We start from the raw sequence: 21,590 nt of genomic DNA, 5'->3' as shown, positions 1-21,590 counted from the left end.
CTTTTTTCCTGAAACAATCTCGGGAAATTTTTGTCATGATCCAAAATGCCGTCGTGCCCAACGAGTTCAGCGCGCTACGTGTCGTCACGTTGGCATCCGATGCTGCCTGTGCGCATCGGCTCGCCTTCGCCTTGAGCAGCATGGGGGTAACTCCGATTGCCAATATTGGCACCTTGAGCGCCGTTGAGGCTTGGCTGCGCGAGTCCCCGATCGACGTCATTGTCTGCGAAATTCGCCCAGAGTGCGGTGATGGGCTGATGTTGCCGAGCCTGCTCAGGGGGCTGCACGAAGCAGGCACACTGGCCCGGTTGCCCTGCATCTTCTGGACCGGAGAGACGGCCTTGGACGCGCCCGCGGGCGAGGTCGACGTGACCCGTAAAACGCCTGCAAGCCCGCTCTGGATCAAGTACATGGGCGGGGTTGCGGTCAGTGCGCTGGAGTCCCATGCGCGGTTGGCGCGAACGGCGGGGATCTCCGTGCAAATCCTGCGCGAAGGCGCAACCCTGGCGCTGGGCGACGCCTTGCGCGCGGTCGTGCTGACGCGCGCGCAGCCGGATGCAAGGCTGAATATGAACACTTTTGATGACTTGGCCGAAGATGAGGTGATCAACGCGCTGACCACAGGCGAGGGCTTGCGTTTTGTGTTCCAACCGCAATTTGAGCTGCTGAGCCGGCGTATCGTGGGGGCCGAAGCGCTGGTGCGTTGGAAGCATCCACGATTTGGGGAAATCCCCCCTTCGGTATTGATGCCCTTGGTCAACCGCTTGGGCCTGGACCTGCTGCTGTTCAGCCTGGTGGAGATGTGGACGATCAAGGCCATGCTCGCGCTCAAACGCGAACATATCGGGATTCCCATTGCTGTAAACGCGTCGGCTAAAACCATTTGCACCCCCGATTTCTCCGAGCGCCTGGCTGCGCGGATGCGCCAGGCCGGCCTGCCGAACCGGCTGCTGAAAATCGAGCTTACTGAAGATGTACCCGAACCGGATGAGCTCTACCTATCCGCCTCGTTGACGGCGATTCGGGCCAAGGGGTTCCAGGTATCGATGGACGACTTCGGCACGGGCGCTGCTACGTTGAACCTGTTGGCGAACCTGTCGTTTGATGAGATGAAAATCGACGGATCGTTTGTGCGTGGGGTTGAACAGCACTCGTCTTCACGCAAAGTCATTGCCGGTATTGTCAATTGGGCGCGACTGCTCAGTTTGAATTTGGTGGCTGAGGGCATCGAAGACGAGTCGACGATTGCGTTGCTCTATCGTTTGGGTTGCCGAGTGGGGCAGGGTTACGCGTTGGCTCGCCCAATGGAAATGGACGATTTCTTGAACTTTGTTATTCAGCGGGAAAATAGTGCGGGTGCTGAGCGCTTTTAGGAGTGATCTGATACCCGAATGAGTGCCCGTGCATTAACTTTCGCATCCGCTCACTGTTTAAGAACTATCGGTTGCTGAGTTGGTTTGGCTGTTGTTATGTGTGTTATGTGCGATTGTTCAATATCACGGATGCCGTTGATTTTATAGGTTCGTCTGCGATGACGAGAACTTACTAAAGATGAGAATGTTGCAGGCCTCATCCTTTTGCTCGTTATAAAGAGTGCCTTCCACGTTATGAAATGCTTAAGAATTGCTTTGCTCGATGATCATGCAATCGTGCGGCACGGGTTAATCAATCGATTGCAGCAGGAACCTGATTTTGAAGTGGTGGGTGTCTACGCCCGCAGCCGTGAAGCGATGGCCGGGCTCGCGTTGCTGCCCGCCGATGTGCTGTTGCTGGATTTCGTGCTCGGGCCCAGTGAACTGGACGGCATCTTGTTGATTCGTGCGTTGCGAGTGAAGTACCCGCAATGCCGCATTCTGATGTTCTCCACGCATCACGATGCCGCCACCGTGATCCTGGCCCTGCGTGTCGGCGCGCGCGGGTTTCTTGGCAAGGGTGAAGATATCAACCAGTTGATCAGTGCGGTTCGGTTGGTGGCATCCGGGGAGGTCTACCTGAGCCCGGACATGGCCTACCGGGTAGCCGAAGCGACGGCGGTGAACCATATCGGTGACGAGCAGAACCGCGATGAAGCCTTGCGTTTTGTCAGCCTTTCCGCGCGTGAACAGGACGTGATTCGGTGTTACTTGACGGGTATGACCATTACCGATATCGCCGAAAAATTCAATCGCAGCATCAAGACCATCAGCTCACAAAAAGCCTCGGCGTTTCGCAAGTTGGGCGTGGTATCGAACAATGAGTTGTTCAGGATCAAACACATTATTGATGGTATTTGATCCTGGTTTCCGACACCCGGGAACGAGCGGGGTGTGATTTACCGATCCTTGCTTATACTCAAAGACGGGTTGAACGTTGTAGCGGTGGGGTATCCCAGTATTCCGACAGCGTTGTGCCGAGTGGGTCGATCACGATGAAACCAATACGTATTGCTTTGCTGGATGATCACGCAGTTGTTCGACACGGGCTAGCCGCCACGTTGGCGGCCGAGGCGAACTTTGAAGTGGTTGGCATTTATGCGCGCAGCCGCGACCTGATCGCCGGCCTCGCCTCGGCGCCAGCAGACCTGCTGCTGCTGGACTTCTCCCTGAACCCTGACGAGCTGGACGGGGTCTCACTGATCCGCGCCTTGCGGGTCAAATTTCCCAGCTGTCATATCCTTGTTTTGTCCACGCATCACGACCCGGCGACGGTCAGCCTGGCCATGCGTGTCGGTGCCCGTGGCTTTGTCGGCAAGGGTGAAGAAATGGCGCAGTTGGTCAAGGCCATCCGCAAGGTGGCGGCGGGTGCGGTGTACCTGAGTACCGACATGACCTACCGCCTGGCGGAGACGGTGACCAGCGATACTGGCCAAGGCCGTGGCGATGCGCCTGACGCGTTGGTCCAGGCGGAGTTGACCAGCCGTGAGCAGGAAGTCATTCGCTGTTACCTGGCGGGCATGACGGTGAGTGAGATTGCCGAGAAATTCAACCGCAGCATCAAAACCATCAGCACCCAGAAAACCGCAGCGTTTCGCAAGCTTGGGGTCACCTCGAACAATGAGCTGTTCAAGCTGAATAAACTCATCGGCACGCCATGACAATCGGGTTGTGGAGGGCAGTGCTATTGGCGCTGATTGTGCTGGGCTCGCCGCTCGTCTGTGCGGGTGCCGTCGCGTTGAGCGACGAGCAACTGCAGTGGATAGCACTGCACCCGGTGTTGCGCGTCGGGGTGGTGGAGGGCTTGATTCCCTTCGAATACATGAGCGGTGGAGAACTGCGCGGGCGGTCCATGCAGTATTTGCAGTTCGTGACGGCCGCTACGGGCCTTCGTTTCAGCTACGTGCCCGGAAATACAATGGCCGCACGCGAAAACATGCTGCTGGCAGGGCAGGTGGACCTGCTGTCCTCATACTTGCGCTTTCGCTCTGAGCCTGCGACCCAGGGCATTGTTGCGCTGGTTTACCACACCACTTCGCCCATCATCGTCACGCGTGTCGACAGCCCGGGTGTCTTCGACCTTGAACAACTACAGGGCAAAAACGTGATGATTCCCGATGTGGAATATTACGAGACGATATTCCGGGACAAGGCGACCAAGTCCCATCTGATCAGAAGCACCTCGGCCCTGCAGATGCTGACCATGGTGAAGGAGGGCAAGGCCGATGCGGTAGTGGCCTCGGAAACCTTTTTAATGCCTTACCTGTATCGACAATTCCAGGGCGTGCTGGAAGTTTCCGGCGTGGTCGGCAGCCAGATGCTGGATGTGAGCATGGCCGTGCGCGCTGATGACCTCATGTTGCGCTCCATACTTGAAAAGGTACTGGGCTCCATAACGGCGGAGCAGCGCAATGATATCTATGAGAATTGGTATCACGACCTGGAAGTGGACGTGCCGTCCCTGTCAAACATCGTCAATCATTATGCGCATGTGTTCATCCTCGGCGTGTTGGCGTTGGCCAGCCTTTGCGCGCTGGTCTATCGCGGTCATCGGTTGCGCCGGCGGGCGTTGCGCAATGAACAAGAAAAATCCATGTTCCTGGCGGTCATGAACCATCAAATACGTTCGCCCATGAACGCAGTGCTGGCGGCGATGGAGTTACTGGGGCACACACGGCTCAATCAGCAACAACGCCACTTTGCCCAGCTGGCAAATAGTGGCGCCGACGCGATGCTGCATTTGCTGGACGATGTCCTTGAAACCTCCGGGTCGCAGGTCAAGCCGAAACGCCTGAAGGTCGAGTCGACCGATGTGACAGCGTTGGTGCAGGCAGTCGTCGGGCTGCATCGCCTGCGGGCCAGGGAAAAACGCCTGGAGCTCAATGCGCATATCCAAGAGGCGTTGCCCCTGTTGATGCTCGACAGTGCGCGCCTGACGCAAATCCTGCATAACCTGCTCTCGAATGCGATCAAGTTTACCGATGCGGGCAGTATTGATATCGACGTGCGCCAGGTTGGCCTGGACGCGAGCAACGGCCGCTTGCAGATCGAGGTCCGCGACACCGGCATCGGCATTTCGGCGGCGGTTCAGGCGTCGTTGTTTCGACCCTACGCGCAGCATAGCCAGTCATACAAACGCGCGGGCGGCTCAGGCTTGGGGCTGGTGATCTGCCAGCAGTTGGTCAACTTGATGCACGGGACGTTGACGCTCAAGAGCGCGCCGGGCGCGGGCACCACGGTGACGATCTGCTTGCCCGTGATAAACGCCCCGCAACCCCTTGCATCGCAACCGGCAGAGGCGCCATTAACGGCAAACGCTGGCAAAGCATTGCAGATCCTTGTGGTGGAGGACACCCGGGCGAACCAGCAGGTGTTGGGCGCGCAAATCAACAGCTTCGGCAGCCTGCCGGTGATAGCCGGCGATGCCGCCCAAGCCCGCGCCTTGTTTGTGCATACCCGTTACGACCTGGTCCTGATGGACTGTGATCTGCCGGACCAGGATGGCTACAGCCTGACCCGCGAACTGCGCGGATTCGAACAGCAGGTGGGCCGACTGCGTTGCCCGATCATTGCCATCTCTGCCTTGACCGGTGAGCAACATCTTCAGCGCTGCCTGGCGGCGGGAATGGACGCGGTGTTGAGCAAGCCTATTCGCCTGGAGCCATTGCGCGGGGTGATTGAGCGTTGGTGCGACGTCACACTGGCAGACCCTCGGTTAAACCTGATGGCCCCTGTGCTGGACCAGGCCGGGATCAATCGCGAAGTGGCCGCTGACCTGGGCAGCCTGACCAAAGCGCTTGCGCTGTGTGATCGCTCCTCCGCTCTGCACGTGACCCACCGTTTGCACGGCGCAGCGCTGATCATGGAATGGTCGGCGATGGGTCAGGCTGCCGAAAACCTGCAGAACCTGCTGCGCGCGCAGTCGGGATGGGATGACCCGGCGTATGCGCAGGCTTTGCGGTTGCTGCTCCAGCAATGGCGTGACCTGGGCGGCGATCGGCAGGTTGATGCACTGCCTGCCACTCGTTCGCACCGGATGCTGCCTTGATGTGGCGCTTGTTGGCGGTGTTGGCGCTGATGGGCCAGATTGGTCTGTGTGTTGCGCAAGCCAACGCGCCGGCGTTGGCGTTGACACCACAGGAACTCGATTGGATTGCAGCCCACCCGGTATTGCGTGTGGGGGTGTTCGATAACCTGTTGCCCTTTGAGTACATCAGCGGTGGCGAACTGCGAGGGCTGTCGGCCAAGTACCTGGACTTGATCGCACGGCGTACGGGGCTGCGTTTCAAGTCTGTGCCGACTACCTCACGCAGTGCGCGCAAAGACATGCTGCTCAGTGGTGAGGTGGATATCTTGTCCACCCGGCGCCGGTCGGACGACCCTGCTGAAGATCGCGGCGTTCTCTATACCGCGCCTTACAACACCAGCTCGACCATCCTTATCAGCCGTTTTGACGACCAGCCGTTTGCCGAACTGGGCCAGCTCGCCGGCAAACGCCTGGTGATGCTGGGGCGTGAAGGCTATTCGGCGTTTTTGCGTGAGCGGGCGCCGGGCATCACGATCATTTCGGCCCAGAACGCGATCGACATGATGGCAATGGTCAAGGACGGCGATGCGGACGCCGCCATTGCTTCGGAGTGGTTGCTGATCCCGTATCTGTCTCGCCAGTACCAGGGCGTGCTGCAGGTTTCCGGTGTGGTGCCCGAGCAGCGTACTGGGGTAAGCATGGCGGTGCGCGACAACGACGTGATTTTGCTATCGATTCTGCAGAAGGTACTGGGGTCCATTTCGGGCGATGAGCGCCAGGCGATCTACGATGCCTGGTTCGCGGACATGAACCTCGATATCCCGCCCATCAAGGCCATCCTTGATCACTACAAAAGTGAGTTGTGGTTGCTGCTCAGCAGCGTGCTGATACTCATCACGCTGGTGTGGCAAAGCCGCGTGCAACGCCGGCGCGCCATCCATAACGAACGGGAGAAGGCGATGTTCCTGGCGGTTATGAGCCACGAAGTCCGTTCGCCCATGAACGCAATACTGGCCGCTGTTGAGTTGCTGGAGCACACCGCACTTGACGAACAGCAACATCACTTTGCGGCCCTTGCGAACAACGGCGCCAATACCCTGTTGCGGTTGGTGGACGATGTGCTGGATATCTCCAGGATGGAGGCCGGGCAATTGACGCTGAATGTGGAAGCCGTGGACCTGGGTGTGCTGGTCCAGCGCGTGGTGGACAGCCAGCGCGCGTCTGCCGAGGCAAAAGGCCTTGAACTGACGGTAACGGGTGAGCACCTGCACGCCCCGTTATTGCTGGATGAACTGCGCGTGGCGCAGGTCTTGCGCAACCTGATCGTCAATGCCATCAAGTTCTCCGACAGGGGCCATGTAGAGATTCGGCTTCAGGTGCTTGAGGGCGATCACCACCTGATGATTGAGGTCATCGACAATGGGATCGGGTTGTCCGACCAGGCACACGCCTCATTGCTGAGTTCATCCGCGCGTGCCAGTGGCAGTAACGGGCTGGGGTTGGTGATCTGCCAGCGGTTAGTGCAGTTGATGGGGGGCGAGTTGACGCTCAGCAGCCTCCAGGGCAAAGGCACCCGCGTGGGTGTGAGGTTGCCGGTTGAATGGGCTGCGCCGCTTGATTCACCTGCGCAGGTGATGCCTTCGCCCGACGAACCTGTGGGCTTGACGGTGTTGGTGGTGGGGGGCACCAATGTCGACCAGCAAGGGCTGGTGACGCAGCTGCGCGCGTTAGGTTGCCATCCCTTACCAATGGACGATGCCAACCAGGGTTTAAGGTTTTTCAATGCACACCAGGTTGATTTGATACTTATCGACTGCGACCTGCCAGCAGGCGCTGGCTATAAACTGGCCGGTGAATTCAGGCAGGTGCAGAGCCAGCGACAGCGTACACACTGCCCGATCATCGCGGTCTCACAGCTTACCGGCAATGACATGCTGGAATGCTGCTTTGAAGCGGGTATGGATGGCGCGCTGAGCAAACCCATTGGCGAGGGCCTTCTACGCGAAACCATTGAACTGTGGTGCGAGGTCAACTTGCTGCAACCCTCATCGGCGCCGAGTACTTCCGGGCCTGAAATACTGCGCAAACAGCTTGGCGGCTTGCTTGAGGCGGCAGCCCTGCGTGATCGCAGCCTGGCGTTGCTCGCCGCGCATAACCTGCAGGCTGCCGCGCTAGTGGCGGGGTGGATAGACATCGCGACCACGGCTGACCTGATCGATGCGGCCTTGCAGGATAAAACAGCCTGGCCAACTGTCGTTATTGCCGGTCATCTCAGCCGTATGGTTGAACAGTGGGCAGCATTAAGCGCTTGAGTGTTGCCCTTGAATTATTGGGGTGACGGCGTTGTTTTTAGGAGCACTCCTATTGACCATAAAGTTGTCTGCAGAATAAAAACCCTCCTCGGTAGATTGAATTTTTTTTGCGCGGCCATCGCCAAGTTAATTAATTAAAATCTGCGGGGCTTAGTTGCTTTTTCGGAGCAGTCCTATTTGGACAGTTCGGTGACTTCCTTACACTTAACTCCGCAACAACACAGCAGTTCTCCTGCAACAGGGAACTCACTCTCTACTCAGCATCTTGCGCTCTTGGAGTTACTCATGGATTACAAAGCCCGCGTCCTCGCTGTACTGGTCGCCGCCACTGCCACCTCCGCCGCCATGGCGTCGGACGGTACTATCAACTTCAACGGTGAACTGAAAGCCGAAACTTGCCAAGTCGCAGTCAATGGCGCGGCAGGCTCAGCAGGCAGCACCGTCACGCTGCCGACGATTTCGACCGCTTCGCTGGCTGCACAGGGCCAAGTGGCGGGCCAGACCGGGTTCAGCATTCAACTGAGCAAGTGCTCTGCGGCGCTTAAAACCGCCTCTGCGTTCTTTGAAGCAGGTGGCTCGGTGGACCCGGCCAGCGGCAACTTGAAGAACTTGAGCGGCACCGCCACCAAGGCGCAACTGCAATTGGTTGACGCCTCAAATGGTAAAGCCATCAAAGCCGGTGACACCGGGCAAGTGGCGTCTACCAGCCGTATCAGCATCGATACAACAACACTGAGTGCCGACCTGCCTTACGCCGTCCAGTACTACGCCCAGGCCGCAACTACGCCGGGCACCGTTATCAGTAACGTGACGTACTCCATTAATTATCAGTAAGTCGCTCGCCAATGAACACACGCCCTGTGTGGTCGATAAAAGGGCGTGTTTTCTGGCGGCGATGGGACACTGTCATGCCTTGCAAACTTCCACTCAAACAGTTGCTGCTGGCAAGCCTTCTGGCCCTGGCAAGCGCCCAAGCCATTGCGGGCGTGGTGATTACCGGCACGCGGGTGATCTACCCGGCTGGCCAGAAGGAAGTCACCGTCAAACTCAATAACAACGGCACGCAGCCTGCACTGATGCAAGCCTGGATCGATACTGGCAGTGTCGAGTCCACGCCCACCAGCTCCAAGGCACCGTTTCTGCTTTCGCCGCCGGTGGCACGTATCGACCCGGCCAAAGGCCAAAGCCTGCGGGTATTGTTCACGGGGGCGGCGTTGGCCTCGGACAAGGAGTCGGTGTTCTGGCTGAACGTGCTGGAAATTCCGCCCAAGCCCGAGGCGGGTGAGGACCTTAACACCCTGCAAATGGCATTTCGCTCGCGGATCAAGCTGTTCTATCGCCCCACCGAGTTGCCCGGAACCGCCACTGAAGCGATTGAACAGGTGCAATGGCAAGTGGTTTCCAGCCGTGATGGCTTGGGCCTGGCTTTGCAGGCGTTCAACCCGTCGGCCTTTTACGTGTCGCTGGTTGAACTGGAACTGGTGTCGGGCTCAGTACGTGCTCGCAGTGAGGACGGCATGGTCGCTCCGGGTGAAACCCGACAGTTCCCGCTGCCGACTCTCAAGACTCGGCCTGCCGCCGATGCCCAAGTGGAGTTCAACGCCATCAACGATTACGGCGCGCTGATCCCGACTCGGAAAGCACTCAAGCCTTGATCAACTCCTGACGTCTTTACACGCGAGTTAATTATGCAAACCTCTTCCAGCTCCAGGCTTGCCCTGCGGGCGCAGCCTCGCTTTGCCTTGAATCCGCTTACAGCCTTGGTGCTCAAGGTGCTGGCCATCGCGCCTGGTGCATGGGGAATACAGGGCGCATTGGCGCAAGAGGTGCAGTTCAACGACGCATTCCTGCCTGAGGACTCGCGTAACCTCGACCTGGGTAAATACCAGACCGGCAACCCGGTGACGCCGGGGCAATACCGCGCCGATGTGTTGCTCAACGGCCAGTTGAACAGCCGCCAGGACATTCGCATTGAGGCCCAGCCCGACGGCAGCAAACCGGTGGTGTGCATGGACCATGGCTTGCTTGAACGTCAGGGCGTGGACATGTCCAAGCTGTCCGAACCGCTGGACACCACAGGCTGCGTGTCTTTGGGCAGTTTGATCCAAGGTGCCAGTGCGAGTTTTTCACCGGAGAACCAGGCGCTCGACCTCAGCATTCCTCAGGCCGCCTTGAAGCGTAATTCCCGGGGTTACGTCAGCCCTGAGTTATGGGACCGCGGTGTGACCGCCGGCATGCTCAGTTATACCTTCAACGCCAACCGTAATCGCACCCGCACGGGCGACTATGACTCGGCGTTCATGGGCCTTAATGCGGGCCTTAATCTGGGTGACTGGCGCCTGCGCCACAACGCGTCGATGAGCTGGCAGTCGCGCCAGGGCAACAAGTACCAGGCTCTGGACACCTACGCCCAACGTGATGTGACGGCGCTGAAAAGCCAGTTGACGGTGGGGGAGTCCAACACCAGCGGCGAGATCTTCGACACCTTGTCCTTTCGCGGCGTGCAGTTGGCCAGCGATGACCGCATGCTGCCTGATTCCATGCGCGGTTATGCCCCGGTCATCCGCGGCATTGCCCGCACCAACGCCCGCGTGACCATTCGCCAGGCCGGCAACGTCCTGTTGGAGACTACCGTAGCGCCGGGTGCTTTCGTGATCGATGACCTGTACTCCACCGGCTACGGCGGAGACCTTAACGTGAGCGTTGCCGAGGCAGACGGCACCGAGCAAAACTTTATCGTGCCCTATGCCTCGGTCAGCCAGTTGTTGCGCCCCGGTACCTCGCGGTTCAGCTTCACCGCCGGTGAAACCCGCAACAACTTTGTCGACCAACAGGCACGCGTGCTGCAAGGCACGCTGCAATATGGCCTGAACAACACGTTCACAGGCTTCGGTGGCCTGCAGTCGAGCGACCACTACACGGCGCTGCTCACGGGCCTGGCGTTTGGCACGCCCATCGGCGCCATGGCGGTGGACGTGACTCACGCACAGACCGAGCTGGCTGCCGGGACGGCCAAAGGGCAGAGCATGCGTGTGTCCTATAGCAAGAATGTACTCAGTACCGGCAGCAACTTCTCGGTGGCGGCTTACCGTTTTTCTACCGGTGACTACCTGGATTTCAGCAATGCCGTGCAACTGGTGGATGCCGAGAAAAATGGTTGGGACACCCGTATGTTCGGACGCCCGCGCAGCCGCCTGTCCATCACCGCAGACCAGACGTTGGGGCCTTGGGGCCAAGTGACTCTTAGCGGCTATGCGCAGAATTACTGGAACCAGCCGGGCAGTGATGTGCAGTACCAGTTCAGCTACAGCAAGCAATTCAATCGCGTGAGTTTCAGCGTGAACGCCAATCGCAGCCGCATGGGCCTGGGCGATATGGAGAACAGCTTCCTGCTGACCATGAGCATGCCCCTGGAGTTTGGTGGGTCTGGTTATGGCCCACAGGTGACGGCGCAGGTTGGCCGTGACACGCGCGGCAACTACAGCGAGCAGGCCGGCATCAGCGGCACCGCGGGCGACGATCGCCAGTACGGCTACGGCGCAACCTTCGGGCATGACGGTGGCAGCAATAGCAAAAGTGTAGCGCTCAACGGGCAGTACACCGGTGCCAGGGCGATGCTCAGTGCCGCACTGGGGCGTGGCGACGGCTACACCAGTGCTTCCGTGGGTGCCAGCGGCACGCTGGTGGCCCATGCCGACGGTATGACCATGACGCCTTATCGTGGCGAGACCATGGCGGTGATCAGCGCGCCGGGTGCGCAGGGTGCCAAGGTGTCGGGCTATCCAGGTCTGAGGCTTGATGCAAGCGGTAACGCCGTGGTGCCGTATTTGCGCCCCTATGAATTGAACGAGGTCGCCATCGACCCGATCGGCAGTTCCCTGGACGTTGAATTCAACGAAACCAGCCAGCAGGTCGCGCCGCGTGCCGGCGCCGTAGTGCACCTCAAATACACCACCAACCAGGGGCGGGCAGTACTGCTCAATGTGCGCCTGGACGATGGCAACAGTTTGCCGTTCGGTGCCGGCGTAACGGACGGCGAAGGCGCCACGGTGGGCGTGGTCGGGCAGGGCGGTCAGCTCTACGCACGCATCAAGCCGGACACCCGCCAGTTGCTGATCAATTGGGGCAGCAAAGCGCACCAGCAGTGTGCGTTGGTCATTCCACCGGGCCCGGGCGAGGGCCAGCAGTTGCAGCAGCTGGACGCCGTGTGTGCGGCAGGCAAACAGGTCGCTGACCGCGTGCGGCCCAACACTATGCAAAAGGTACCGTTATGAACATCAGGGCTTTGATCAACTCGGGATTGGCAGTTATGGCGTTGTGGGCTGCAGCCAACACGGCCATGGCGGTAACCTGCACCTACATGAATGGCATCCAGCCAGCGAATGGCTCCATGCCGTTGCAAATATCGGCGATCACCGTCGGGCGCGATGTGCCGGTAGGCGCCGAAGTTTATCGACAGAAGTTCAGCATGGCCGCGGGCCAGGCGGTAAAGCTGGAGTGCCTGTATGCCCCATATGAACAGTCGACCGAGTTTACGGTTGATTCGGGCTATGGCCTGGCCAACGTCACCAGCGGGGTGTATGCCAACAAAGTCTACAGAACCAGCATTCAAGGACTAGGGGTCGCCTTCACTAGCACGGGCGGCCCTCTGCCAAGGGCAACGAGCAAAATTTGGACCTCGTGTACGCCGGGCTGGCGGTGCCTGGTCCCGTTTGACGGACCTTCCAATTTTGAATTGATATTAATCAAACTGGGCGATGTGGCACCGGGTGTATTGGTGGGTAATACGTTGCCGACCGTGAGCCTATTTGGCAGTTTTGGCGACGCCAGAATGCTGGGCTTCAAAATGGGTATCTCCGGCACTATCCAGATTGTCTCGCGCACCTGCAGCACGCCGGATGTGAACGTCCCTATGGGTACACATCAGACCAAGACATTTACGGGAGTCAACACTGCCAGCGCCTGGGTCGATTTTGCCATTCGATTAAATGATTGCCCGGCGTTTACGGGGACCTTCAGGACCACAGGTCCCGGTTGGATTTCCCAGAGCGGCAATTCACCCTCCGGCAGCAGCACGCCTGGCACCGTGGTCAATAACACCCTGCAATATCGCGTCGACCCGTCGCGGACTGCGATCAACGGCGGCAATGGCGTGCTGAGCCTCGACTCTACAACGGGCGGCAGTGCACCTGCCGCCACAGGCGTAGGTGTGCAGGTCGCAACCCCTAACGGAATCGGCTTGCCTTTAGCGACGAATCAAAACAGTGGCCTGGCCCTGCGAGCGACCGAGGGCAGCTATTCAATCCCGTTGCGCGCACGTTATCTGCAAACCCAGTCCAAGGTCACGCCGGGGCCGGCCAACGCGTCGGCAACGTTTACGATTATTTATCAGTGATGGAGTACGTAAGACTAATCGCGAGGATGCGAAAGATGCCAAATAAAGCACTCAGGATTCTGATCGCAGATGACCAGCATTTCTCCCGGTTGAGGATCGAGCGTGCCCTGAACCATCTGGGTTACTACCGGATTGCGCCGATGCACCGGCTGGAGGAGGTATTAAGCGCGCTGGAGTATGACTGCGAACCCTTGGACCTGCTGATCATCAACGCTTCACTGGTGAAAGGCGTGAAATTTGATCTGTTTTCGTTCTGCATGGACAACCCGTACGTGCGTTACGCAATGATCTACGATGAAAGGCAATCGGGTATCCCGGCGTTTCTGGTGTGCCGTCAGGACAAGGTATTGATCAGTGCATTGCCGTTGCCGGACCTCGACACGCTCACCCAGCTCATGGCCAGGGTTGATCCCAGCCTTGTGGCCACTGCACGCAACAGAGAAGTGGGGGTGTAGCTTCACGGTGGCTCACCGGTTGTTGCGAATGCCATCGCCCATGCGCGATGATCTGGCACTGTCAGCGCCTGGAGTACAGTGATGCAATCGCTACCCATACCGCTCTCCATCAAGGGTGTGTTACTTGAGCTGCGCCCGCTGGAAACCGGGGATTTCGAGGCCCTGTATGGCGTCGCCTGCGACCCGTTGATCTGGGCCCAGCACCCCAGCCCCACGCGCTACCAGGAACCGGTGTTTCGCGAATGGTTCGAGCAGGCGCTGGCATCCCCCAGCGTACTGGTGGTAATCGACCTTGAGAGCAACAGGGTGGTGGGCAGCTCTCGTTACTACGACTTCAGTGAGCCGCAAACTGAGGTGGCCATCGGTTACACGTTTCTGGCCCGTGAAAAATGGGGCGGCGGGGCCAATGGCGAGCTTAAGCAACTGATGCTCAAGCACGCCTTTCAGTGGGTCGATACCGTATGGTTCCACGTCGGCACCGACAACATTCGCTCGCAACGGGCAATGGAGAAAATCGGCGGGCAGCTTTCGCATACTTCGGTAAAAACGTTCGCTGGGCGTTCGCAAGAGAATCGTTTTTATAAAGTTGAGCGAGCTGCATTTGAGCGAGCCGAAACAGGCAGCTGAAACCAAAACCTGACGCCAGCCTAAATGGCAGGGCCTTTGAGCTCGATCCGATTATCATCCGGGTCATTGAAATAGATCGACCAACCTGTCCCGTCTGCGCCATAGCGCTTCTGCGCCTTTTCCGCAAACACACCCGCCTCAGCCAAGTGGTTGAGAATCGCGGATTCATCAAAAGGCTCAACCCTCAGGCAGACGTGATCGACATTATGCCTTTGCTTGCCCGCCGGCTCCCCACCTTCACGACCGATCGACCCGTTCACATCGACCAGGTCAATCAGGGACGTCCCGGCACTCAGGTGGATCATGCCGAGGTCGTCACGGCGCTTTTTGACCTCACAGCCCAGTACCGAGGTGTAAAACGCCAGGCTGCGGGTGATGTCTTTCACGCGTAAAACGACATGATCTATATGTTGGATTGAAAAGGTGCGCATTGCGATCATTCCTGTTTGATCATTGGTTTTGGTGTCGCCAAAGTCTTCAACTTAGCTGATTCTGGAAAACGAGTGCTGCATTTAACCCGTGGCATCGGCCCAGGACAGTCAGCCAACCCGCTTGGTGCAATGCCAGGTTGGCTGCGTAGATCACTGATCTGACAAGGTTTTTCAGCTCAGGATGAGCACGATAAAGGTGCGCCTCGACCTTGCATCCAAGCGCCGGGGTCTATATATTCCCAACCCTGCAACACCGCGCTACCGCCCGAATGGCGAAACTGGTAGACGCATGGGACTTAAAATCCCCCGCTCGTAAGGGCGTCCCGGTTCGATTCCGGGTTCGGGCACCATAGATATCAAGGGCTTGCATGATTTTTCATGCGAGCCCTTTTTCGTTTGTGCTCCCCCAAATTAGAAAACTCCACCGCTCGTTTTGTCGGCATGACCTGTTTGCCGATCCTTTTGCGTGTGTATCCCTCCTGACATTCCCCTGATCCTTCGCGACCTTTGCTTTTACTCAGAGCAAAGCGGCAACGCGTTGATTCTTTGTTCGGTTTTTGTAACAGATTGTTTGCGGCAGGCGCAGAAACCTATAAAGTTAACCTTTCGGTCAGCTTTGCACTGTCAACTCCAGCCTTTTGTTTCCAGCGAAAGCGCTCCTGCAAGGATCGAGACCCCCAGAACATAACTAAAAGGGCGGACCCATAACCGCCCAGAGGATGATCCATGTCCAACCGTGATATTTCCCGGCGCTCGTTCCTTCAGGGCGGGCTGGTGGCGGGTGTGAGCGTGACGCTTACACCGCTCAGCACCCAGGCGCTGGCTGCCTTGATGGAAAACAGCGTGACCGTGCCGTCCGAGCAGTGGCTGGGCAACAACGGCAAGGCGCGCTCGCGTAACGACGCCTTGTCCAAGGTCTGCGGGAGCAAGGTCTTTGCCCGCGACATCCGCGCCAAGGACATGCCGGGCTGGCCACAGCAGCAGGGCCACGCCATGTTGCTGAAAACAACCAAGGCCGATCGCATCTACGCCGGCTACGATCTGTCGTGGCTCGGTGCCGACTTGCAGCCTGACCGCATTGTGACCGCCGCCGACCTGGACAAGGACGGTATCGTCTTCCCGGAAGAACACGCGCCGGATCCACTGCTGCCGGAAGGCAAGGTGCCGATGTTCATCGGTCACCCTGTGGCGATCCTGATCTGGAACGACTTCGAGCGTTTCCGCCAGGCCAAGGCCAAACTCAAATTCAATGACAAAGCCATCCGTTACGGCGCCCAGGTGCCGTACTACGAACGTGACCCATACGGCAGCTTTCGCTACGTGCGCGTCGGCGGTGCGACCTCGGCGGACGAGGATGAATTCGCCAGCCTCAAGGATTCGATCCTGTTCCCCATGCTGAAAAACCGTCGCCCGGTGTGGAATTCCCAGCCGGACCTGCACGGCAACCTGACCGAGCGCGGGCTGTTTTACGCCGACCGGATGCAGCAGCAAATCGACGCGCCGCCCGACAACTGGCTGGTGTTCGACGAGCGCTACAAAACCCCGTCAATCGAACCGGCGGCGATGGAACCGGACAACGGCAACGGCTGGTACGACCCGGCCACCAAAACCTTGCACTTTGTCGTCGCGACTCAGTGCCCTCTGGAAGCCGCCACCGAAACCGCAAAAATGATCGCGCCATCGCGCTTCGGCCTGGCGAACCTGAACATGCACCCGGGCTACACCGTCGGTTACGGTTCCAAGGACCACAACATTTTTGTCTACTACGCAGCCCTCGCCGCGTTGTATGGCGCCGGTGTCCCGGTGCGCCTGGCCAACGACCGCTATGAGCAGTTCCAGAGTGGCATCAAGCGTCACCCGTTCGACATCCGCTACCAATTGGCGGTGGACAAGAACGATCACAGTTTCCAGATTTTTCGCGCCGAGATGAACGTCGATGGCGGCGGGCGGATCAACTACAGCCCTTCGGTGGCGGCGGTTGGCGCCACGGCAGCGCAGTCGATCTACTACATGCCGCAGAACGATTTGCAGGTCACGGCCTACCATTCCCGCGCGGTTGAAGCGGGTTCGATGCGCGGTTACGGCACCCTGCAGAGCATGGCCTCGACCGAGATGATGGTCGACGAAATCGCCGGGCGTCTGGGCATCGACGCCATCGACCTGCGCAAGAAAAACGCCATGCTCTCGGGCATGAAAAACACCCAGGGCGCGGTGCCGGCCGGGGCGTTGCGCTTACACGAGATTCTCGACAAAGCGGCTGCCCACGACGTCTGGAAAAACCGCGACCAAATCAAAAAGACGCGCGAAGCCGCTGACCCGGATAACTGGTATGGCGTGGGTTTTGCCATCTGCCAGAAAGACTTCGGCACCGGTTCCGAGGCGCCGATGGCCAGCATCGAATTCACCGCCGAAGGCCACGTGACGTTGCGCCATATCGGCATTGAAATCGGCACCGGCATGTCCACCTCGCAAGCGCTGGTGGTGGCGGATTTCATCGGCATTCCGGCCACGCAAGTGAAGACCGGCGAAACCGAATGGGAAGAGTTGCAACTGATCACGGGCGGCAACCCTTACGTCATGAGCCAGGCCGAGCAGGATGGTTTTTTGCGCAACCCACGTTGGGTCGGCAAACTGGCGTCGGCCTCGTCGGCGACCAATTCTGCGTATTACTTCAGCCACGCCACCCGTGAAGCCTCTCGGGTGCTGTTCAACCACGGCCTGTGGCCGGCGGCGTTGCAGATCTGGGGCCAAGGCCCTTACGGCGGCCAGGCCAACCCGTATGTGGTGCGCCGCGAAGACGCGCATTGGGTGGACGGCAAACTTACCGCCAACGGCATGCAGCCGCTGAGCTTTGCGCAATTGGCCAAACACGCCCATGAAAAAGGCCTGGTGACCGGCGCTACCGTGCACGGCTTTAACCGCTGGAGCTGGGCCGAGGCCGATTACAGCATCGACGGCGTGCGTGAACGCCTGCCGCTCGACGGCCTGGCCGTGAAGTACGGCGACGGCGCGCCGAAGGCGAAACAGGCGCAAATGACCAGCAACGGTTTCCACCTGCTGGATCGCCAGAACGTCCACTACCCGGACACCCAGTTGAACAACGCGGCGGTGACTTACTACAGCCCGGTCGCGACGCTGGTGGAATTGAAAGTGAACAAGGGCTCCGCCGACGTGCAAGTGCTCAACCATCACTCGTGGGTCGAGTGCGGTCGGGTGCTGGTGGAAGAGCTGGTCAAGGGTCAGCTCGAAGGCGGGATCGCCATGGGCATTGGCCATGCGTTGATGGAAGAGATGCCGCTGTACGAAGGCGGGCCGGGGGAGGGTGACTGGAATTTCAACCGTTACCGTTTGCCGATGGCCCGCCACGTTGCGGTGTGGAACCAGACGGCCGAAATCCTGGCGCCGCTGTCGCCGAGCGACCCGTCCAAGGGCATTGCCGAAGTGGTGATGATCCCGATTGTCGGCGCCATCGGTAACGCCGTGGCCCACGCCATCGGCAAACGTGTCCGCGACCTGCCCATCACTTCTGCGCGCATCAAGGAGGCCCTCAATGGCTAACCGTCCGTTTCAACTGACCCTCAACGGTCAATCCGTCGGCCCGGTGGACATCCCTGATGACCTGCCGATGATCGATTACCTGCACGAATACAAAAATCTCACCGGCTCGCGCCTCGGCTGCGGCCAGGGCATTTGCCACGCCTGTGTGGTGATCGTCGACAACCCGGACGGCACCAGCGAAGAAGTACGCACCTGCATCACGGGGGCACACTATTTCGAAGGCAAAAAAGTCCGCACCATCGAAGGCCACGCAACCCGCGACGATCAGGGTAAAGTCACTGAGCTGAACCCGATCCAGCAGCGTTTTGTCGATGAATTCGCCTTCCAGTGCAGCTACTGCGCGCCGGGGTTCGTGAATGCCGCGACCGTGCTGGTCGAGAAGCTGCAGCGTCAGCCCATCGTCAAAAGCCAGCTGGAAAAAGTCATTGAGGACAGCCTCGGCCACCACATCTGCCGCTGCACCGGCTACGTGCGTTACTACAACGCGACCCGCAACGTGCTGACCGATCTCGGCCTGGTCAAGGAGGGTTAAGCATGAAGCAACTACTTTCCCGTCTTGCGCTGGCGGTTGGCCTGGCCGCGCCGGTGGTGTTGGCGCACGCGGACGATCAAGTCAAACGCGGCGAATACCTCGCCCGCGCCGCTGACTGCATGGCCTGCCACACCGCACCGGGTGGCGCACCGTTTGCGGGCGGTCTGCCAATCATTTCGCCGTTCGGCACCATCTATGGCACCAACATCACCCCGAGCAAAGAGCGCGGCATTGGCCTGTACACCGATGACGAATTCTTCGCCGCGCTCACTGAAGGCAAACGCCGGGACGGCGCGAATCTGTACCCGGCGATGCCGTACACCTCGTACCACTTGATGCCCCGTGCAGATTCGGACGCGATCCATGCGTACCTGAAAACCATCGAGCCTATCGAGCGTGCGGCGCCGGTTACCCGCCTGAGCTTTCCGTTCAACGTTCGTCTGGGCCTGATGGGCTGGAACATGCTCTACGGCAAGGATGTAAAACTTGCCCCGACCGAGGGCAAAAGTGAAGCATTCCAGCGTGGCCAATACATGGTCGAGGTGCTCGGCCACTGCGGCGAATGCCACACGCCTCGGGGCTTGCCCGGCGCAATGCAGCAGGATAAACGCCTGACCGGCGGCCTGCTCAATGGCTATCTGGCACCCAGCCTGTTGGCCAATGACCTGGCCGCTCGCGGCTGGAATCATCAGGACCTGAGCACGTTCCTCAAGCACGGCATGAGTGCCCAGGGCACGATGTTCAATGAGATGTTCCCGGTGTTCCACAACAGCACCCAGGGCCTGAGCGATCCGGACCTGGCCGCCATGGCGACTTTCCTGCTGGGCGATCAACCGCCGGTGGCCAAGGTGCTGAGCGAGACGTCGCTGGACGCCATGAGCCCAAGCGCCCAACGCGGCCGCCAGGACTATCTGAACGTCTGCGCCGGTTGCCACGCGCCGAACGGCGAGGGCAAGCCGCACATCGCGGTGGCCATGCGCGGCAACACCACGCTGCGCCTGGAAGACCCGCGCAACCTGCTGCGGGTGATCGAGGACGGCATCGGCGAGCAGCAATTCACCGGGTTCGAGCGCATGCAACCGATGCCGGGCTTTGCCGACAAGCTCAATCACCAACAGCTGACCGACCTGCTCAACTATCTGCGCCAGGGTTGGGGTGGCCAGTCGAGGGAGCTGGCGGTCAGCGACGTGCAGAAGTTGCAGGCCGATGCACCGCCAGCCGAGCACAAGGCGCACTGACATCTAGCATCTGCTGCAGGATCCCGATGGGAACCGGGTTAATCTGTTTTCAACGCCTGAACAGCTCAGACAAATGGCTGCCCACTGAAACCGCGTGGCAGGCGCTGCAGCCCAGGCAAGTCGGTGAGGCGTTGCGTCCAGGCACTGCGCCAGTCAACGGCAGTATGGGTTTTGGCTTTGCGCGCGGAGCGGCGGGCAGCGTTGCGCTGGGTGCGGCGCGCTTCTTTGTAGGCGTCGGTATTGCGGCAGGTGCGGCATTTGACTCGGTTCAGCTCGGTGCTGGAGGTGAGGTTGGTGCCGTGATGGCCGCAAGCCAGATGCCCGGCGACCTTGAAGTGAGTGACCATGTAAGCGTCTCCTTCTTATGGGGGTACGCGCGGCCATAAAGCAGCGGCGGCGCGTGGGCAGGGCGCGGGCAAACAACCCCGCACCCTCAGGGTTGTGACCTCGCAGGCGGCGCGGCGTTCGGTTTTATTCCGGGGGCAGTTCACGTTACCCTGCGGTGCCAACAATCATGAAAAGGAGTGAGTGATGAGCGTCGAAACCTTGCCGCTGGAAGGCAGTTGTCGTTGTAACCGGGTGCGTTTCAGTGTGAGTTTGCCGCCGGTAATCACCATGGCGTGCCATTGCAACGGCTGCCAGAAGATGACCGCCAGTGCGTTTTCCCTTAGCGCGTTGATTCCGGCCGCAGGCTTCACCGTGACCCAGGGTTGCCCGGTGATAGGTGGCTTGCACGGCGTGGACCGCCATTATTGCTGCCCGCACTGCATGAGCTGGCTGTTTACGCGCCCCCATGGCATCGATGAGTTCGTCAATGTGCGCGCAACCTTGCTGGATAACGCCCGCGACTATGTGCCGTTCATGGAAACCTGGACCAGCGAAAAACTGCCTTGGGCCGCGACGCCGGCGCTCGAAAGCTTCGCGCAACTGCCCGAGCCGCAGGACTTCCCGCGCTTGATGCAGGCTTACGCCACCTTCAGTGCCCGCTGAGTTCAATCAATCAGGGCCAGCAAGTCGGTATCACCGACGTCCACGCCCGCCTGGGTCAGCAACGTGGTTGCCTGGCCTCGGTGGTGGGTCTGGTGGTTGAAAAAATGCACCAGCAGCGCGAAGAACGGCTTGTGGTTCGCCACGCCGCGCATGTTGTGGTACTGCAGGCGCTGGTCCAGATCGGGCTCGCGCAGGCTGTTGGCCCAGTCGATGATCAGTTGGTCCAGCCAGGTGCGGCGGGCCGCCAGCTCGCGCAGGTTGGCGAAAGCCAGTTGCTTCAAGTCAGAGGGCGTGGCAATCGACGTTAATGGCGCCAGCCGGGCAAAGCCTGTCGGATGCTCGGCAAATCGCTTGAGCCACACCGTGTCCCCCAGCGTCAGGTGATTGAGTGTGCCGAGGATCGAGCCGAAGAACGCCTGCCGGTCCGTGGTCAGCTCTGCGTCGGTAAGCTGGCTGGCGGCGGCATAGACTTTGCGGTTCATCCACTGGTTGTAGTCAGCCATCAACACTATGTGCTCAAGACGGTTCACAAGGTTTCTCCTTCAACGTGGTGAGGCCATCATAAGGCGTGCCCGCTCGGCGGTCTTGGTGTTCCTGCGCAGGCGGGCTATGG

The 21,590-nt window shown here is 59.5% G+C and carries 18 protein-coding genes and 1 tRNA gene; 16 read left to right on the top strand and 3 right to left on the bottom strand.

All coding sequences use genetic code 11. The features are described 5' to 3' along the window. Window positions 1-35: 35 nt before the first annotated feature. The 11 genes from HBO23_RS07985 (at window position 36) to HBO23_RS07935 (ending at window position 14,228) form a co-directional block, all read left to right on the top strand. The gene (locus HBO23_RS07985) at window positions 36-1,373 is read left to right on the top strand and encodes an EAL domain-containing protein (RefSeq protein ID WP_017138861.1); all 1,338 of its coding nucleotides are present in this window, start codon (window positions 36-38) and stop codon (window positions 1,371-1,373) included. Window positions 1,374-1,607: 234 nt separating this feature from the next. Beyond that, window positions 1,608-2,273: a response regulator transcription factor gene (locus tag HBO23_RS07980; protein ID WP_170037525.1), complete on the top strand. Its 666-nt coding sequence runs from the start codon at window positions 1,608-1,610 to the stop codon at window positions 2,271-2,273. A gap of 134 nt (window positions 2,274-2,407) precedes the next feature. Beyond that, on the top strand, window positions 2,408-3,073 hold the full coding sequence (locus HBO23_RS07975) for a response regulator transcription factor (protein WP_017138859.1): 666 nt from the start codon (window positions 2,408-2,410) through the stop codon (window positions 3,071-3,073). Continuing rightward, complete coding sequence (locus HBO23_RS07970; RefSeq protein ID WP_262378168.1) at window positions 3,070-5,460, top strand: ATP-binding protein; 2,391 nt, start codon at window positions 3,070-3,072, stop codon at window positions 5,458-5,460. The genes HBO23_RS07975 and HBO23_RS07970 overlap by 4 nt, the downstream gene beginning before the upstream one ends. Continuing rightward, window positions 5,460-7,751 (top strand): transporter substrate-binding domain-containing protein, encoded by a 2,292-nt coding sequence (locus HBO23_RS07965; protein ID WP_169986157.1) that lies wholly within the window; start codon window positions 5,460-5,462, stop codon window positions 7,749-7,751. The genes HBO23_RS07970 and HBO23_RS07965 overlap by 1 nt, the downstream gene beginning before the upstream one ends. 285 nt (window positions 7,752-8,036) lie before the next feature. Further along, window positions 8,037-8,585 (top strand): fimbrial protein, encoded by a 549-nt coding sequence (locus HBO23_RS07960; RefSeq protein WP_017138856.1) that lies wholly within the window; start codon window positions 8,037-8,039, stop codon window positions 8,583-8,585. A 74-nt stretch (window positions 8,586-8,659) separates the two neighbouring features. Next, a complete protein-coding gene (locus HBO23_RS07955; protein ID WP_017138855.1) occupies window positions 8,660-9,406 on the top strand; it encodes a fimbria/pilus periplasmic chaperone in 747 nt (248 codons plus the stop codon). A 33-nt stretch (window positions 9,407-9,439) separates the two neighbouring features. Then, a complete protein-coding gene (locus HBO23_RS07950) occupies window positions 9,440-12,025 on the top strand; it encodes a fimbria/pilus outer membrane usher protein (RefSeq protein WP_225932990.1) in 2,586 nt (861 codons plus the stop codon). After that, the gene (locus HBO23_RS07945; protein ID WP_099549708.1) at window positions 12,022-13,146 is read left to right on the top strand and encodes a fimbrial protein; all 1,125 of its coding nucleotides are present in this window, start codon (window positions 12,022-12,024) and stop codon (window positions 13,144-13,146) included. Before HBO23_RS07950 ends, HBO23_RS07945 begins: the two co-directional genes overlap by 4 nt. A gap of 35 nt (window positions 13,147-13,181) precedes the next feature. Next, window positions 13,182-13,601 (top strand): hypothetical protein, encoded by a 420-nt coding sequence (locus HBO23_RS07940; RefSeq protein WP_017138852.1) that lies wholly within the window; start codon window positions 13,182-13,184, stop codon window positions 13,599-13,601. 81 nt (window positions 13,602-13,682) lie between these two features. Beyond that, the gene (locus tag HBO23_RS07935; protein ID WP_170037522.1) at window positions 13,683-14,228 is read left to right on the top strand and encodes a GNAT family N-acetyltransferase; all 546 of its coding nucleotides are present in this window, start codon (window positions 13,683-13,685) and stop codon (window positions 14,226-14,228) included. Window positions 14,229-14,248: 20 nt separating this feature from the next. Here HBO23_RS07935 and HBO23_RS07930 read toward each other — a convergent pair whose 3' ends face one another. After that, window positions 14,249-14,659 carry a VOC family protein gene (locus HBO23_RS07930; RefSeq protein ID WP_017138850.1) on the bottom strand — a complete coding sequence of 137 codons (411 nt, stop codon included), beginning with the start codon at window positions 14,657-14,659 and terminating at the stop codon, window positions 14,249-14,251. 263 nt (window positions 14,660-14,922) lie between these two features. Between HBO23_RS07930 and HBO23_RS07925 the strand changes: the two genes are divergently transcribed. From HBO23_RS07925 to HBO23_RS07910, 4 genes are all read left to right on the top strand, one after another. Continuing rightward, a tRNA-Leu gene (locus tag HBO23_RS07925) sits at window positions 14,923-15,009 on the top strand. Between the two features lie 376 nt (window positions 15,010-15,385). Then, window positions 15,386-18,217: a xanthine dehydrogenase family protein molybdopterin-binding subunit gene (locus HBO23_RS07920; protein ID WP_170037519.1), complete on the top strand. Its 2,832-nt coding sequence runs from the start codon at window positions 15,386-15,388 to the stop codon at window positions 18,215-18,217. Further along, complete coding sequence (locus HBO23_RS07915; protein WP_017138848.1) at window positions 18,210-18,749, top strand: (2Fe-2S)-binding protein; 540 nt, start codon at window positions 18,210-18,212, stop codon at window positions 18,747-18,749. Before HBO23_RS07920 ends, HBO23_RS07915 begins: the two co-directional genes overlap by 8 nt. 2 nt (window positions 18,750-18,751) lie before the next feature. Further along, a complete protein-coding gene (locus HBO23_RS07910; protein WP_170037515.1) occupies window positions 18,752-19,987 on the top strand; it encodes a cytochrome c in 1,236 nt (411 codons plus the stop codon). A gap of 65 nt (window positions 19,988-20,052) precedes the next feature. Here HBO23_RS07910 and HBO23_RS07905 read toward each other — a convergent pair whose 3' ends face one another. Beyond that, window positions 20,053-20,334: a hypothetical protein gene (locus tag HBO23_RS07905; RefSeq protein ID WP_017138846.1), complete on the bottom strand. Its 282-nt coding sequence runs from the start codon at window positions 20,332-20,334 to the stop codon at window positions 20,053-20,055. A gap of 184 nt (window positions 20,335-20,518) precedes the next feature. On the opposite strand from HBO23_RS07905, the gene HBO23_RS07900 reads away from it, so the two are divergent. Further along, window positions 20,519-20,977 carry a GFA family protein gene (locus tag HBO23_RS07900; protein ID WP_017138845.1) on the top strand — a complete coding sequence of 153 codons (459 nt, stop codon included), beginning with the start codon at window positions 20,519-20,521 and terminating at the stop codon, window positions 20,975-20,977. Between the two features lie 2 nt (window positions 20,978-20,979). On the opposite strand, the gene HBO23_RS07895 is transcribed toward HBO23_RS07900, so the two are convergent. Further along, window positions 20,980-21,507 carry a DinB family protein gene (locus HBO23_RS07895; RefSeq protein ID WP_170037512.1) on the bottom strand — a complete coding sequence of 176 codons (528 nt, stop codon included), beginning with the start codon at window positions 21,505-21,507 and terminating at the stop codon, window positions 20,980-20,982. Window positions 21,508-21,590: the final 83 nt, after the last annotated feature.

Origin of the sequence: Pseudomonas sp. WS 5532 (genome assembly GCF_012985445.1) — a bacterium.
In the GTDB taxonomy this organism is placed as follows: domain Bacteria; phylum Pseudomonadota; class Gammaproteobacteria; order Pseudomonadales; family Pseudomonadaceae; genus Aquipseudomonas; species Aquipseudomonas edaphica.
Note: the sequence above shows the minus strand (reverse complement) of the source record. Positions and strands in the feature narration are given on the sequence as shown.

Coding starts and splice junctions, on each gene's coding strand:
- HBO23_RS07985 (WP_017138861.1), top strand. CDS start 36: ATGATCCAAAATGCCGTCGTGCCCAACGAGTTCAGCGCGCTACGTGTC.
- HBO23_RS07980 (WP_170037525.1), top strand. CDS start 1,608: ATGAAATGCTTAAGAATTGCTTTGCTCGATGATCATGCAATCGTGCGG.
- HBO23_RS07975 (WP_017138859.1), top strand. CDS start 2,408: ATGAAACCAATACGTATTGCTTTGCTGGATGATCACGCAGTTGTTCGA.
- HBO23_RS07970 (WP_262378168.1), top strand. CDS start 3,070: ATGACAATCGGGTTGTGGAGGGCAGTGCTATTGGCGCTGATTGTGCTG.
- HBO23_RS07965 (WP_169986157.1), top strand. CDS start 5,460: ATGTGGCGCTTGTTGGCGGTGTTGGCGCTGATGGGCCAGATTGGTCTG.
- HBO23_RS07960 (WP_017138856.1), top strand. CDS start 8,037: ATGGATTACAAAGCCCGCGTCCTCGCTGTACTGGTCGCCGCCACTGCC.
- HBO23_RS07955 (WP_017138855.1), top strand. CDS start 8,660: ATGCCTTGCAAACTTCCACTCAAACAGTTGCTGCTGGCAAGCCTTCTG.
- HBO23_RS07950 (WP_225932990.1), top strand. CDS start 9,440: ATGCAAACCTCTTCCAGCTCCAGGCTTGCCCTGCGGGCGCAGCCTCGC.
- HBO23_RS07945 (WP_099549708.1), top strand. CDS start 12,022: ATGAACATCAGGGCTTTGATCAACTCGGGATTGGCAGTTATGGCGTTG.
- HBO23_RS07940 (WP_017138852.1), top strand. CDS start 13,182: ATGCCAAATAAAGCACTCAGGATTCTGATCGCAGATGACCAGCATTTC.
- HBO23_RS07935 (WP_170037522.1), top strand. CDS start 13,683: ATGCAATCGCTACCCATACCGCTCTCCATCAAGGGTGTGTTACTTGAG.
- HBO23_RS07930 (WP_017138850.1), bottom strand. CDS start 14,659: ATGCGCACCTTTTCAATCCAACATATAGATCATGTCGTTTTACGCGTG.
- HBO23_RS07920 (WP_170037519.1), top strand. CDS start 15,386: ATGTCCAACCGTGATATTTCCCGGCGCTCGTTCCTTCAGGGCGGGCTG.
- HBO23_RS07915 (WP_017138848.1), top strand. CDS start 18,210: ATGGCTAACCGTCCGTTTCAACTGACCCTCAACGGTCAATCCGTCGGC.
- HBO23_RS07910 (WP_170037515.1), top strand. CDS start 18,752: ATGAAGCAACTACTTTCCCGTCTTGCGCTGGCGGTTGGCCTGGCCGCG.
- HBO23_RS07905 (WP_017138846.1), bottom strand. CDS start 20,334: ATGGTCACTCACTTCAAGGTCGCCGGGCATCTGGCTTGCGGCCATCAC.
- HBO23_RS07900 (WP_017138845.1), top strand. CDS start 20,519: ATGAGCGTCGAAACCTTGCCGCTGGAAGGCAGTTGTCGTTGTAACCGG.